Here is a 13,452-nt window from a genome sequence, read left to right as displayed (position 1 = left end):
TAGTTGCGGGCTTGTTATTAGAAAGTAAAAATTGGTGAGCAAACAGGTGAGATGCCGAAATAAATTCGGCATGACGGTACGAATATCACATTTAATCTTTTATTTCGCTTTGATATGATCGTCAGCCTCACCATCGTCCGTTACCGCAAGGCCATGATACCTTTTGCTCTGGTTGCCATGGCCATACACCGCTGGCCTATGCTGTGGCGGCAGGGCTGCTCGTTTTGGAAGTTGTTGGGCTGCGGGCATAACGGCACGTTCGACCTGCAGCCCGACTGGCAGCAATGGGGACTATTGGCCGTTTGGGACGAACGCGAGGACTTCGACGCGTTTTACCGTGGCTCGTTTGTGAGCAAATGGTGGACGCTGTACGCCCGCGAAAGCTGGACGGTGTTATTGGAGCCTTTGCAAAGCCATGGCAAATGGGATGGCAAGGAACCCTTTGGCAAACCGAACATTGTTAACCATAGCGGACCGGTAGCGGTACTGACCCGGGCCACCATACACCTGAACCGGCTGAAGAATTTTTGGAGCCATGTGGACGAGGTGGCCGACATCATGACTTCGGCGCAGGGCTATATCACTTCGGTGGGGATAGGCGAAGCGCCGGTTTACCGGCAGGCTACCTTTTCGGTTTGGGTGAGCGCCGAAGCCGTAAAGAACTTTGCCTACAACACCCCGCAACATGCCGAAGTGATCAAAAAAACACGGCACGAAAACTGGTACCGCGAAGAGCTTTTCGCGCGCTTTAAACTGCTTGAAACCTGGGGTACTTTGAACGGGAAAAACCCGTTGGAAGGCCTCATCAAATAAACTCCTTTTTACCCATGAGAACAGTAGCCGAATTACCCCACCCCGAATTTAAAATCACCATCATGAGCATGAACCAAAAGTTCATCATCAAACTGGAACAAGGTCCGTTGGAGCAAATTTACAAGGTGCCCGAGATGGACCTGACCGACGGGGTGAACAGTGTTTTTGAACTGCTCGACGAGACCTTCCTGGCGACCGTTGCCACCCGCTTTGCCGAAATGCGCAAGGATTTTAAGGAAAGCTTTTACAGGTACAATTACTGATTTAGTAATTTGTTGTAAGTTGTTAAATATCAATTGGTTAAATATTATATCTATTTGAAACAGAATTTTATTTGGCGAGAATTGGCCTTTTTGCCGTTTATTTAAAATTCAGTTGATAATTTAGTTTATCTGAATTTTATAATTACTTGTATATTAATAGTTTATATTTTTATACAAAATTAAATTTTGCGGGGTAAAATCGACTTAAAACACTGTATTTGGGCCGCTAAAACACAAAAAGCGATTTTTAAATGTACGTTTTTTTGTTGGGAAGTATGCAAACTTTTTGGAGGTTTTTGGGCACGCGAAGGCGCGAAGACGGGAAGGTTTTTAAGGTAATTTTAAATTTAACTGTCCCCTACCCGCATGCAAAACACCAGGTCATGCCGAATTTATTTCGGCACCTCACATGCTAAGTAATGAACAAATGTAACTCGCATATCTTTATGATGGGGTGCTGAAACAAGTTCAGCATGACCTTTAATTTTTATGCTTTTTTGGATTGCTAAACCGCCATCAAATCGCAATACCAAAAGCCCGAAATGGTGGTTGAAGGTGACGACGAATTGCAGGTATCATCGGCAGTTTTAGGGGCGGCGTATTTTTTGAAAACCTTCTCCCCTGTTTGGTATAAAATAGGCGATGAAAAGATGGGGCCTTTGAAGGCGAAGGTATGGAACTCGCCGTTCTCGCCGCAAACATCTACTTCTGGTGGAAGCGCATTTATGAGTTCGGGGCTAATCTCTTTGCCGACAAATTCGCCGAGCCATGCCTGGGTACAGGCGATGACGGTGCCGAAGCCAAGTGCCAAAAACTCATTGATGAGCTCGTGGCTGTCGCGTTTCCATAGCGGGTATATGCCGGTCATGCCGGCTTCGGCCAGGCGGTTGTCCCGATACAGTTTTAAGTCCTCTAAGAAGATATCGCCAAAGATGGCGTGGGTTATACCCTCGGCCCTGAACTTATCCATATGGAAGCGCATCGCTTCATCATATTCCTTCATCCCCGGCATTTCGGGCAGACGTATTTGATACAATGGTATGCCGATGCGCTCAGCCTGTAGCAGTAATAACTCCTCACGCACGCCGTGCATCGATATGCGGTTGGCGGCATCGTTCACCGTGGTAACGAGGTATTTGATGTCGATATCCGGGTCGCGCAGGCAATGGTACAGTGCTAAGGCGCTATCCTTGCCCCCACTCCAGTTGAAGATGCATTTTCTTCCCATTTATTGAATGATTGATTGGTTTACGATACTGGCTTATCTGCTTCAAAATCTTTCGCACAATTGAAACAATGCCATGTTTTGCGCGCCAACATTGGCATTACTCCGGAAGTTGAAATAAATGTGGCAAAAACAGAAAGCATGGTGGAAAACCATCCATAACGTCGTTCGGTGGCATTACCGTAACGAACATTGTTTGAACTGCAATAAGGACAAGTGATGCCCACAGTACGTTCATCAACGAATGTTCCTTCTATTAATTCAACCGAAGCAGATTCATCCTGGCCTAATATCGCATCGCACTTTTCAATATCACATTCAAATACCCTGAGTTTTATCCCACCAATGGCTGTATTATAAAAGGGGTTAATGGTGGCCATATTTTCATCCGAAATGAAGCATTGTATACCGCTATCCTGCAACCGCGAAAGCTCGATATGCGCCAGCATAGGGTCGTAATAGGTACGGTAAGTTACTATGGGTTCTTCTTTAGGCATTGATATACTTTGATTTCACCGATTGTTTTGCATTGGCTTCGATACGCTTTAATTCCCCCTTTAGGGGGTTAGGGGGCTGGCTTAAAAATCCTTCCCGCAATTAAAACAATGCCATTCTTTTTCTTTTTCGAAAGGCAGGGCATTGGCTACAGTAGATACGATTCGGGTGAGCCAATTGGCATCATCGGGTACGGATTGACTGTTGCGCACGTTATTTGAACCGCAGTACGGGCAAACCATTACCGCGTCTTCTTTTGGCAGTTCGTCAACCGTAAGGTCGGCATCTTCGGCTAAAATGGCTTTGGCTTTCTCCAGGTCGCGCTCAAATATCTGCAGTTTGATGGTGCTGAGCGTATTGCCAAAAACAGGATAAATGCTCATGGCGCTGTCATCTACAAAACAGTGTATATCGTTTTCTTCCAGTCTGCCGCGCTCTATTTGCGCGAGCACCGGGTCGTTATAAGTACGGAAAGTAATGATTGGCTCTTCTTTTTCTTTGGACATGTTAGTTTAGTCTATCTTTTTTATCGACCCTGCTCCTGACTGGTTATTATCGACATTTGCCGGGTTGCCACGGTATTGGATATCGCTGGTGCCGCTGGTGTTCACCTTCAGATTGGTTAATACATTGATTTTATAGCTGCCCGCGCCACTACTTTCGATATCGTATTTACCGACAACAAAATCGAGCGCGTCGACCTGTGCCGAGCCACTTATGGCTACTTTATGTGTTGTGGCCTGGCCGGTAAGGGTAAGGTCTATCATGCCGCTGCCGGTAGTGGTTACATTGGCCGCCTCCAGGTTTAGGGTGAGTTTTGTGGTGCCCGAAAAATCAAATTCGATATCTTTTGTGGTAATTTTTCCATCGGATGAAATATCCAGCATTCCCGAAGTACCGAGGTACGAAAGATCCTTCACAGTGATGTTCAATACCGTTTCGCCCGAAGGGCAAATATTACCTTCGGTTTTAACGGTGAGCTTATTGCCACTCACATCGCTTTCAATATCGCCCATCAGGTTATCGTCGCCGGTTATTTTTAGCGAAACTGTCGGGCCTTGCGTAAGGATAACTTTGTAACTTCCACCTTCCAAACTCAACTGAGAGAAATTATTGATCGTACGGGTTTCGGATTTAACGTTGCCCGAACCTTTTTTGCAAGCCATATTACATGATGACAAGCTGATTGATACAGCAATTGCCGCCGACAGGAATAAATAAAGGTGTGTTTTTTTCATGGGATGATGACTTGAGTTAAGTGAACGGGTTAACGATTGTTAGTTTTTCTTCTATAAGCTGACCATTATTCATGTCTTCAGAGTATAGCTTAGTGCAACCTGTTTCTAAAGCTGCGGATATGATCAAGGAGTCGTAAAATGAATATCGATAACGTTTTGCAATACTACAAGCCTGAAGAATGGTTGTTTGTGTGTTAATATGAAGATTGTAGTTCTTGCAACATTCTATTAGGGTTGTTATGGCAGAATCAAAATCCACATTAAATTATCTGGTTAGGGTATTGGTTAATTCTTGTAAAACCTGACTGCTGATAAATGAATTATTATTTAAAACCAAATCTCGGGCAACTCGCTGTTTTTCCAATTCAGTTTTTGAATAAGCATACACCAGGATATTTGTGTCCAAGAATACCCTATCGTTCATTCGCTTCGTCACGGTTAAATTTAAAACCGATTGTATCGATAGCTATAGCGTCAAACGTGGCCTTTTTTTTAGTCAGGACTTCTGTCAATCCTTCATCTTTAGAAAACGCTATTACCTCAAGTTCTTTACCAACATAGTTTTCAGGTATGTCAAAAGAAACCACGCGTTTATCAGTTCTAACAATCGTTCTTATCATAACATTTATAGTTACTTAATAAGATAAAGATAAACATTTTATTAATTCATCACAAATAGTAATGCTCCCCATCGGTTTTGATTTTACCGGCATCGAGCAACAGCCTAATGATGGCGATGCGCTCTTTTTCGGTGCCGGCATGTACAGAGCGGACAAGGGCATCTAAACTAAGGTGGGCGGTACTTAGTGCCATCACGATTTCGTCGGTTATCAAATCATTGATGCCCGATTCGTCAAGTTTTCTTTTTTCGTCGAGGCATACATCGCAAATACCACATTTATGGGCGTTGGGTTCATCAAAATAGGATAACAACATCCTGCTTCGACAGTTACGCGCCTCTGCATAGTAAAAAACGGCATCCATTTTTTGTTTAAATACCTGTTTGCGCTGCTCAATATAACGCTGATCGATATGAAGGTCTTTGATGTTTTGGCGGGGAGTTAAAAAGGTTACCTGGGGCTGGTCGGTTTGGCCCATGTAGTACAGCACTTCCATTTGTTGTAATTGGTTGAGCCCGGCTATCACTTGTTGAACACTGGTATCCATCCGCTTGGCCAGGTCGAACTCGCGCAGGCCTACGTAGTTTTCGAAGGCTCCGGCATACGAGCGCAGCAGGGTTTTTATAAATGTATCCCAACCGGGGTTTTGTATCTGGAAGTTGTATAGTTCTTCCTTCATCACACGGAACCTGAACCGCGATGGCAAAAACACGCTTTCGGTAAAAACCACGTACTCACTGCGCTCTAAAAACTTGAGGGCATTGAGCGTTTTAACAGCATCTAACTGAAATTTCGAGCAGAAACCGCCGATGTCCAAATCAAAATTGACTCCCCCACCTGCGCCGTAGGCTAATTGGTAATAATTGCCCAATTGGTGGTATACGTTCTTGATCTCGTCGATGGTCGGGAAACTCAATTCGAATTTTTTGGCGAGTTTGTGCCTATCGCCCTGGTTGTATAGCAGCACAGCATATGCTTTTTGCCCATCGCGCCCGGCGCGGCCGGCCTCCTGATAATAGGCTTCGAGGCTTTCGGGCAGGTCTTTGTGGATGACAAAGCGCACGTCGGGCTTATCGATACCCATCCCGAATGCATTGGTGGCCACAATAATACGGGTTCGGTTATTTTTCCAGTTCAACTGTTTTTGCGAACGCAGTGCCGCTTCAACACCGGCGTGGTAATAGTCGGCAGTATAGCCGTGTTGGTTCAATAGCTGGGCTATCTCGACAGTTTCCTTGCGGCTGCGCACATATACTATACCGCTGCCTTTTACCCCGGCTATCACGTCGAGCATTTTTTGCTGCTTGTTTTCCTGGTTTTGCACTACATAGGCCAGGTTTTTGCGCTCGAAGCTTTGTTGAAAGACGTTGTTTTCTTTGAAGCCAAGCTTTTGCTGGATATCTTCGCGAACCTCGGCGGTGGCCGTAGCGGTTAAGGCCAGTACGGGAACATCAGGGTGCAGTTGGCGCAGATCAGCGAGGTGCAGGTAAGGCGGCCGGAAATCATAACCCCATTGCGATATGCAATGCGCTTCATCCACCGCGATGAGGTTCACATCCATATAACGGATGCGCTCCTGCACCAGCTCGGAAAGCAGGCGCTCGGGCGAGAGGTAGAGGAATTTTACACCGTCATAAATACAGCTATCCAAAGCCAGTTCGACCTCGCGTTTGCTCATGCCCGAAACGATGGACACCGCTTTGATTCCTTTTTGCGTCAGGTTTTCAACCTGGTCTTTCATTAAAGCGATGAGGGGAGAAATAACGATGCACACCCCGGGTTTAGCCAACGCAGGTACCTGGAAACAAACTGATTTACCGCCACCTGTAGGCAACAGGGCCAGAGTATCACGACCAAGCAGTACCGACTCAATGATCTCCTGTTGGAAAGGCCTGAAATGCGTGTGCTGCCAATAATGCTTTAATATTTCCTGTATGGTCATCAACAATAAATGACACCGAATATATAAAAAAAGCCCGGCAGGGTTACCGCCGGGCTTCGTTTATATTTGCAAAAAAATCAATTATTGTGTTGGCCTATTCCGAATTTATACAACAGTCTGAAGCTCATAAACTGTTTAATGATAACGTCGCCGTAGTTGTCTTTTTGGTTCCAGCCTTCGTAACGCACGCCAAAATCAATGGCCTTGGTATCGAAAATAGGAAAGCTTATACCTACGCCCGGCGAGTATATCAATTCAGTTTCGTATTTGTTAGTTAAACTTACCGACGCGCCCGCTTCGAGCTCGCCGTATAGAAAGTCGTTTACATAAAGTTTACCCCCAACCTTGGCCGTTACATAATTATAAGCCGGTTGCGTATAACTATCCGGGCGGCCAAATATATACCGCACAGTTTGATCGGTTAAAAACTTGGCGTAGCCCAAGGAGGCTGTTAAATTGAGGTTATCCTGTATAATAGGGTATTCAAATTTTGAGAGCACTTGTATTTCATAGTCATAAGGCGTATAGGCCTTGCTGTAAAAACCAAAACCACCTTCGGCACCAAAACTCAGTGTTTCGCCTGTTGGTGTGCCCGATGAGCTGAGCTGCGCCGATGCCGGCAGAACAAAAAAAGCAGATAATATAAATGCGGATAAATACAAAAACTTCATATCAATAATTAAAATTTAAAACAATCAGGGAAACCAATATACAAAAACAATGCCCGTTGTACGCAAATAACCGCTGTAGGGTTAGCCTTAAGCTTAATTAATAATTGATACCCAGGGAATTATTAAACTTTGAGGCGATGCCGAAGTAATTTCAACAATCAAGCGCTTCTTTTTTTACGCCAACTAATATAGAGCTAATCAGGGCAAGCGGTTGCGAACAGTTATCAACATATGCACATCGCAGCAACTTGTTGGCATTCAATAACATTTGTATATTGCCACAAATTTAAACCATTATGGAACCACAAAATTTCAGCAATCACCACAGGTATGTTAAGGGCTATCATTTTTTGTTAAGTACGTTGTTATTCATTGGCCTCATTTGGTCGATAGTTAGTTTTTACAGGCATTTGCATTTTGCGGGCCTCGTTAGCGCAGGGCTTATTGTATTATTATTTGTTTGCGTTACATTGTGCTGGCTTTTCCTGCGCACTTTCCCGCTTAAGGCACAGGATAGGGCAATACGTGCCGAAGAAAGCCTGCGTTACTTTATTTTAACCGGCAAAGCGATAGACAAGCGCATAACCATGGGCCAAATTATTGCCCTGCGGTTTGCCCCTGACGAAGAATTTTTGTTACTGGTTGATAAAGCTGCTGCCGAAGGGTTATCGCCGAAAGCGATAAAGGAAAGCATTAAAAACTGGCGGGCCGATCACCACAGAATGTAAGACAAAAAACTGTTTCATACATATAGCGGCGGGCAAAACCTGTCGCTATTTTTGTTTGCAATATGCCGAAAAGAAGTTCTTTTTGTGGAATAAATACCCCTTTTCCTATTCAGAAATTCCTCAAAAAACTAAAATAATATGCAACTAAATCCGTGTGTTACGGGCTATTTAACCTCAATACAGCTCATAGCACCCCTTTTGGGGAAAATATGCCCATAATTTACGTTTTGGCACGGTTATGGAAATCCCCACCGAGGATAACATTGTTTATACGGATTTCAAAAATATAGGTTACATGAAAATACAAATACTTTTAATTTTATTTTTTGCCGGACTTTTGGCCTGCTTTGCTGCCTGCAAAAAAGTGGATGCTTTGGAAAAGGTTGCCGATAGTGTGATACCCGATACTACCACTTATACCCTTAAGAAAGGTACGGTTACCATCAAAACCCCAGACACCACTTATGTATTTACCGCTCCGGGCGATGAGATACATTTTTCGGGAGATAGTTCTTATTACAATATCAATTGCTACCGCGACCAGTATACCAGCTTTTCTATCACCTCGTCGACAGGGCCTAAATTGCATGGTACGTCAAATATATACGAAATTCATTTGTATGGTTTGTACCAAAATGTAAGTCAGATATACAGCAATACCTATAACAGCGGCCCAATTGGTACCATGGGGCTGACTGATTATTTGACCAATAGCTCGATAGCGACGGGTACGTTTAATGCCAATATTGCCAAGGTTGCCAACGGCAGTCAGGCCAATCAACAGTACTATAATATTTCGGGGAGTTTCGATTTGAAACTGAACCAATAGCCATATAATTTATACGGAATTATCACGATAAAAAAAGACCATCGACCAGAAATCGATGGTTTTTTTTGTGTAGATTTGATAAGATAAATTTTCAGCGTTATTATGAAAATGCGCTTTTCGCATATAAAAATACTCCCTAAAACTATTAAAAACACGGTTTCATAATAAATTGAAAATAATGAAACAATTATATCCTCTATTTATTTTGTTTGCGGCTATTAGCCTGGTGGCTTGCCATAAAGGCGGGAACGACCCATCGGCAACCGACCCGAATGCCAACTTGTTGATGGTACCAGATACCGGTGTTTACTATGTAAAGAGCGGGACGGTATCCGTTACCACACCCGATACTACTTTTACTTATGATGCCTCGAAAGATTTTGTCGTTATCTATCCCAAAGCTAACGCCTACCTCATTGGATGCAGCAACATCAAAAACCAGGTATTGATTTTACAAAGTTTAGGCAAACCCATCATAAGCTCTCCTGACAGCCTTTTATACGCACAAGTGATTGGCGGACCGAACAGCGCCGCTTATTATTATATCAATTCGACCTTTACCAATGTAGGTGCTATAAACCTAACCGCCTACAATACAAACGGTGAAGCTGCAGCCGGTACCTTTACGCTCAACCTGAGCCAGGCCGCTACCGGTACCTTTACTTTTTTGAATACCAATGTTTACAAGGTTACCGGAAGCTTTGATTTGAAGCTTAGCCCGAAGTAAAAACCGAGGTTGATTTTTTTTTAAAAATTCGAAAAAAAATTTCAACACTGATTTTTTGGCATAGGCCCTTTCTCTAATCGGGAAAATTTTGCAGATAATGGAAGGTTTGCCTTGTTTTCGCCGGCAAAAAGCTGTATATTGTAGGGTAGTTAAACCGCAATTTGCAAAATGATTAAGGGAAGTAAAAAGCTTTGAAAAATGTCTTACTTCCCCCCCCCCCTGCTGATGATTGACTGAATGATTGATTTATTGATTTAATTTAAAACACCCATAAACACCCATGAGATCGAAAAAATATTGAACACCGAACATCCAATATTGAATGATGAAGTTGTCTTCGATATTCGACATTCAAAATTCATTATTCGATATTCACGGATACCCATAAATACCCATGTCTTTTATAAATTAGCTGCCTTAAACTGACATCATGAAAAAACTGCTCCTGCCCCTGCTACTGCTACTCTCCATTACCACCCATGCTCAAAAATGGAACGTGGATGCCGTACCGGCACAGTCTAAAAAGATAAGCTTTACCACGGATGAGGGCACCTGGATGGATCTGGATGTTAGCCCTGATGGTAAGACGATTGTGTTTGACCTGTTGGGCGATATTTATACGATGCCTATAACAGGTGGCAAAGCGACCTTGATAGCAGGCGGACGTAGCTGGGATGTGCAGCCAAGGTTTAGTCCAGATGGGCACCTGATCAGTTATACCAGCGACCGGGATGGTGGCGATAATATATGGGTGATGTATATTGATGGGACGAACAAGCACCCCATTACCAAAGAAAACTTCAGGCTGTTGAACAATGCGAGCTGGACGCCCGACGGGCAGTACCTTGTTGCGCGCAAGCATTTTACGGCAGGGCGCAGTTTAGGCGCGGGCGAAATGTGGCTGTATAACAAGAACGGCGGCGATGGTGTGCAGCTTACCAAAAGAAAAAATGACCAGCAGGATGCTGGCGAACCCGTAGCATCGCCTGATGGCAAATACATTTACTGGAGCGAGGATGTTACGGCCGGTCCCGATTTTCAATATAACAAAGACCCTAACGGCGGTATTTATGTTATTAAACGTTTAAACCGCGAAAGCGGACAGATAGAAACCGTTGCCGGTGGCGCAGGGGGAGCATGCAGACCGCAACTATCGCCCGACGGTAAATTACTGGCTTTTGTAAAACGGGTGCGACTAAAATCGGTATTGTACCTTAAAAACTTAGATACAGAAGAAGAGTGGCCGGTGTATGATGGCCTATCAAAAGACCAACAGGAAACCTGGGCCATATTTGGCGTTTACCCCAATTTTGCCTGGACACCTGACAGCAAGAATATCATCTTTTACGCTAAAGGCAAAATATGGAACCTTGAGGTAGCTACACTGAACACAGCACAGATACCTTTTGAAGTAACCGCCCAACAAACCATTACCGATGCGCTGCATTACCAGCAAAAAGTATATCAGCCGGAGTTTACGGCGAAGATGATACGGGAATTGACCACCTCGCCCGATGGCAAACGGGTGGCGTTTAATGCAGCGGGGCATATCTATATCAAAGCCATGCCCGATAGCGTGCCGCGCCGTATGGATTCGGTTGCCGATTTGGAGTACGAGCCGCAGTTTAGTCCGGATGGCAACACCTTGGTGTATGTTGACTGGACCGACGAGTTAAAAGGCTCCATCAATACATTCAATCTAAAAACACATACCGTAACCCGCCTTACGTTTGACAAAGGATTTTACTATTCGCCAAAATTTTCGAACAAGGGCGACAAAATCATCTACCGCAAGGGTGTTGGCAACGAAGTACTGGGCTATTTTTATGGCCGCGACCCGGGCATTTACACCATCCCGGCAACGGGAGGCACACCGCAACTGGTGCTGAACAATGGCATCAGGCCGGAGTTTTCGGCAGATGACTCGAAAATATATTACCAAAGCAACGAAGGCGACAAAAAAGCTTTTAAAGTGATGGATTTGAACGGCGGGCACCAAAAAACGCTGTATACATCTACTTATGCCACGCAATTCGCGCCAAGCCCTGATGGTAAATGGATGGCCTTTACGGAGTTGTTTAACTGCTATTTGACGCCGATGGTGAATACGGGGAGTCCGCAAGATTTATCCGCAAACAACAAAGCCCTACCCTTAAATAAGCTTACCCGCGACGCGGGAACGTACATCCATTGGGCGAAAGACAGCCAGCATTTAATGTGGACGCTGGGGCCAAAATATTTTGTGAGGGATATCCGCAGTGCATTCCCCTTTGTGAACGGCGGTACGGATAAAACACCGGCAATAGATACCGCGGGCACCGAAATAGGGCTAAAACTGAAAACCGATGTACCCGACGGCAAAATTGCGTTTAAAAACGTGCGCATCATTACTATGAAGGGCGACGAGGTGATAGAGAACGGCACCATCGTAATTGACCAAAACAAGATTACTGCGATTGGCAAAGTCGATGGAGTAAATATACCTGCTGATGCCAAGGTGTATGACCTGGCCGGCAAAACCATTATGCCGGGCATTATCGACGTGCACGCGCATTTGCACCCCAGCCCTGATGGTGTTTCGCCACAGCAGGACTGGAACTATTTTGCCGACCTTTCCTTCGGCGTCACCACCGTACACGACCCATCGACCAGTACCGAGATGGTATTTAGCCAGGCCGAAATGGTGAAGTCGGGCACGATGACAGGTCCGCGTATTTATTCAACCGGGACGATATTGTACGGCGCTGATGGAGATTTTAAGGCCGTTATCAATAGTTTGGACGATGCATTATCGAACCTTCGCCGATTAAAAGATGTAGGCGCGTTTTCGGTGAAAAGCTATAACCAACCACGCCGCGAACAGCGCCAGCAAATTATTGAGGCTGCCCGTGAATTGCAAATGGAAGTAGTACCCGAAGGCGGCTCGACTTTTTTTACCAATATGAACATGATTGTTGACGGGCATACCGGCATTGAACATAACATACCTGTGCTGCCTGTTTATAAGGATGTGAAAACGCTATGGAATGAAAGCAAAAGCGGCTACACTCCCACCCTGATTGTTTGCTATGGAGGCCAGTTTGGAGAGAACTATTGGTACGACCGTACAGAAGTTTGGAAAGACCAGCATTTGTTGAATTTTACTCCAAGAAGTATTATTGATGAACGGTCGCGCAGGCGTACCACATCCGAATATGGGGACTATAACCATATCGAGGTATCGAAAGCTGTAAAAGCTATTGCCGATGGCGGCACGAAAGTAAACTTAGGCGCGCACGGACAATTACAGGGGTTGGGCGCGCATTGGGAGCTGTGGATGCTGGTACAGGGGGGCATGACACCTTTGCAGGCTATAAGGTGCGCTACTATGAACGGGGCTAATTATTTGGGTATGGAGAAAGAGATAGGTTCGTTAGAGGTTGGTAAACTTGCGGATATGATTGTGCTGAACCAAAACCCATTGGAGGACATCCGCAACAGCGATAAAATAAAATACGTGATGCTGAACGGCCGTTTGTACGACTCGGACTCGATGAACGAAATTGGCAACCATGAAAAACCACGACTGCGTTTTTGGTGGCAGATAAACAAAAGCGATACAGCTATGCTACCGTTAGAGAATACGGAGACTTATTTATTCAGTTCGGAGGACGGGAATTAAACAAAAATAGCCGGTCAAATAAATGAACAGCTACAATTTGGGGTATAAATTAAATTAATTAAGAAGGCGTGGTTATAAATTTCAGGCTGTTACAGTAAGGTCGGCAAGCTTTTTAGCTTTTTGAGTTCTATAGTAGAATATGATGCGTGTAACAATTATTGCAATGATCATGTTTTAAGCCCCGTTTTATGGTTAATCAAAAGTTAAATAACAAGATAGATTAGGTAGACGGTAACAATT

The 13,452-nt window shown here is 44.5% G+C and carries 13 protein-coding genes; 6 read left to right on the top strand and 7 right to left on the bottom strand.

Annotated elements, in window-relative coordinates:
• Positions 1-114: 114 nt before the first annotated feature.
• Together QZX97_RS07995 and QZX97_RS07990 are read left to right on the top strand one after the other, a co-directional pair.
• The gene (locus tag QZX97_RS07995) at positions 115-813 is read left to right on the top strand and encodes a DUF3291 domain-containing protein (RefSeq protein ID WP_295648586.1); all 699 of its coding nucleotides are present in this window, start codon (positions 115-117) and stop codon (positions 811-813) included.
• Between the two features lie 14 nt (positions 814-827).
• Positions 828-1,076 (top strand): hypothetical protein, encoded by a 249-nt coding sequence (locus QZX97_RS07990; protein WP_295648584.1) that lies wholly within the window; start codon positions 828-830, stop codon positions 1,074-1,076.
• A gap of 505 nt (positions 1,077-1,581) precedes the next feature.
• Here the strand turns inward: QZX97_RS07990 and QZX97_RS07985 are convergent.
• The 7 genes from QZX97_RS07985 to QZX97_RS07955 form a co-directional block, all read right to left on the bottom strand.
• A complete protein-coding gene (locus QZX97_RS07985) occupies positions 1,582-2,304 on the bottom strand; it encodes an adenine nucleotide alpha hydrolase (protein WP_295648582.1) in 723 nt (240 codons plus the stop codon).
• A gap of 20 nt (positions 2,305-2,324) precedes the next feature.
• Positions 2,325-2,798, bottom strand: a complete 474-nt coding sequence (locus QZX97_RS07980; protein WP_295648581.1) for a DUF2007 domain-containing protein — start codon at positions 2,796-2,798, stop codon at positions 2,325-2,327.
• Between the two features lie 81 nt (positions 2,799-2,879).
• Complete coding sequence (locus tag QZX97_RS07975) at positions 2,880-3,302, bottom strand: DUF2007 domain-containing protein (protein WP_295648579.1); 423 nt, start codon at positions 3,300-3,302, stop codon at positions 2,880-2,882.
• A 6-nt stretch (positions 3,303-3,308) separates the two neighbouring features.
• Positions 3,309-4,034 (bottom strand): head GIN domain-containing protein, encoded by a 726-nt coding sequence (locus QZX97_RS07970; RefSeq protein ID WP_295648577.1) that lies wholly within the window; start codon positions 4,032-4,034, stop codon positions 3,309-3,311.
• A 413-nt stretch (positions 4,035-4,447) separates the two neighbouring features.
• Positions 4,448-4,654: a hypothetical protein gene (locus QZX97_RS07965; RefSeq protein WP_295648575.1), complete on the bottom strand. Its 207-nt coding sequence runs from the start codon at positions 4,652-4,654 to the stop codon at positions 4,448-4,450.
• A gap of 49 nt (positions 4,655-4,703) precedes the next feature.
• Positions 4,704-6,596: an ATP-dependent DNA helicase RecQ gene (locus QZX97_RS07960; protein WP_295664558.1), complete on the bottom strand. Its 1,893-nt coding sequence runs from the start codon at positions 6,594-6,596 to the stop codon at positions 4,704-4,706.
• Positions 6,597-6,673: 77 nt separating this feature from the next.
• Positions 6,674-7,267, bottom strand: coding sequence for a hypothetical protein (locus tag QZX97_RS07955; RefSeq protein ID WP_295648569.1), 594 nt, complete (start codon positions 7,265-7,267; stop codon positions 6,674-6,676).
• 296 nt (positions 7,268-7,563) lie between these two features.
• Here QZX97_RS07955 and QZX97_RS07950 point away from each other — a divergent pair, with 296 nt between their 5' ends.
• The 4 genes from QZX97_RS07950 to QZX97_RS07935 all read left to right on the top strand — a co-directional run bounded on the left by QZX97_RS07950 (position 7,564) and on the right by QZX97_RS07935 (position 13,212).
• Positions 7,564-7,995 (top strand): DUF6526 family protein, encoded by a 432-nt coding sequence (locus QZX97_RS07950; RefSeq protein WP_295648566.1) that lies wholly within the window; start codon positions 7,564-7,566, stop codon positions 7,993-7,995.
• A 238-nt stretch (positions 7,996-8,233) separates the two neighbouring features.
• Positions 8,234-8,824, top strand: coding sequence for a hypothetical protein (locus QZX97_RS07945; protein WP_295648563.1), 591 nt, complete (start codon positions 8,234-8,236; stop codon positions 8,822-8,824).
• Positions 8,825-9,002: 178 nt separating this feature from the next.
• Positions 9,003-9,551 (top strand): hypothetical protein, encoded by a 549-nt coding sequence (locus tag QZX97_RS07940; RefSeq protein WP_295648561.1) that lies wholly within the window; start codon positions 9,003-9,005, stop codon positions 9,549-9,551.
• A 430-nt stretch (positions 9,552-9,981) separates the two neighbouring features.
• Entirely contained in the window at positions 9,982-13,212 is a 3,231-nt protein-coding gene (locus tag QZX97_RS07935; RefSeq protein WP_295648558.1) for an amidohydrolase family protein, read from the top strand.
• Positions 13,213-13,452 lie beyond the last annotated feature (240 nt).

Origin of the sequence: uncultured Mucilaginibacter sp. (assembly GCF_903893715.1) — a bacterium.
Taxonomy (GTDB): Bacteria; Bacteroidota; Bacteroidia; order Sphingobacteriales; family Sphingobacteriaceae; genus Mucilaginibacter.
The sequence above is the reverse complement of the archived record's forward strand: the minus strand, read 5'-3'. Positions and strand labels throughout refer to the sequence as shown.

Coding starts and splice junctions, on each gene's coding strand:
- QZX97_RS07995 (WP_295648586.1), top strand. CDS start 115: ATGATCGTCAGCCTCACCATCGTCCGTTACCGCAAGGCCATGATACCT.
- QZX97_RS07990 (WP_295648584.1), top strand. CDS start 828: ATGAGAACAGTAGCCGAATTACCCCACCCCGAATTTAAAATCACCATC.
- QZX97_RS07985 (WP_295648582.1), bottom strand. CDS start 2,304: ATGGGAAGAAAATGCATCTTCAACTGGAGTGGGGGCAAGGATAGCGCC.
- QZX97_RS07980 (WP_295648581.1), bottom strand. CDS start 2,798: ATGCCTAAAGAAGAACCCATAGTAACTTACCGTACCTATTACGACCCT.
- QZX97_RS07975 (WP_295648579.1), bottom strand. CDS start 3,302: ATGTCCAAAGAAAAAGAAGAGCCAATCATTACTTTCCGTACTTATAAC.
- QZX97_RS07970 (WP_295648577.1), bottom strand. CDS start 4,034: ATGAAAAAAACACACCTTTATTTATTCCTGTCGGCGGCAATTGCTGTA.
- QZX97_RS07965 (WP_295648575.1), bottom strand. CDS start 4,654: ATGATAAGAACGATTGTTAGAACTGATAAACGCGTGGTTTCTTTTGAC.
- QZX97_RS07960 (WP_295664558.1), bottom strand. CDS start 6,596: ATGACCATACAGGAAATATTAAAGCATTATTGGCAGCACACGCATTTC.
- QZX97_RS07955 (WP_295648569.1), bottom strand. CDS start 7,267: ATGAAGTTTTTGTATTTATCCGCATTTATATTATCTGCTTTTTTTGTT.
- QZX97_RS07950 (WP_295648566.1), top strand. CDS start 7,564: ATGGAACCACAAAATTTCAGCAATCACCACAGGTATGTTAAGGGCTAT.
- QZX97_RS07945 (WP_295648563.1), top strand. CDS start 8,234: ATGGAAATCCCCACCGAGGATAACATTGTTTATACGGATTTCAAAAAT.
- QZX97_RS07940 (WP_295648561.1), top strand. CDS start 9,003: ATGAAACAATTATATCCTCTATTTATTTTGTTTGCGGCTATTAGCCTG.
- QZX97_RS07935 (WP_295648558.1), top strand. CDS start 9,982: ATGAAAAAACTGCTCCTGCCCCTGCTACTGCTACTCTCCATTACCACC.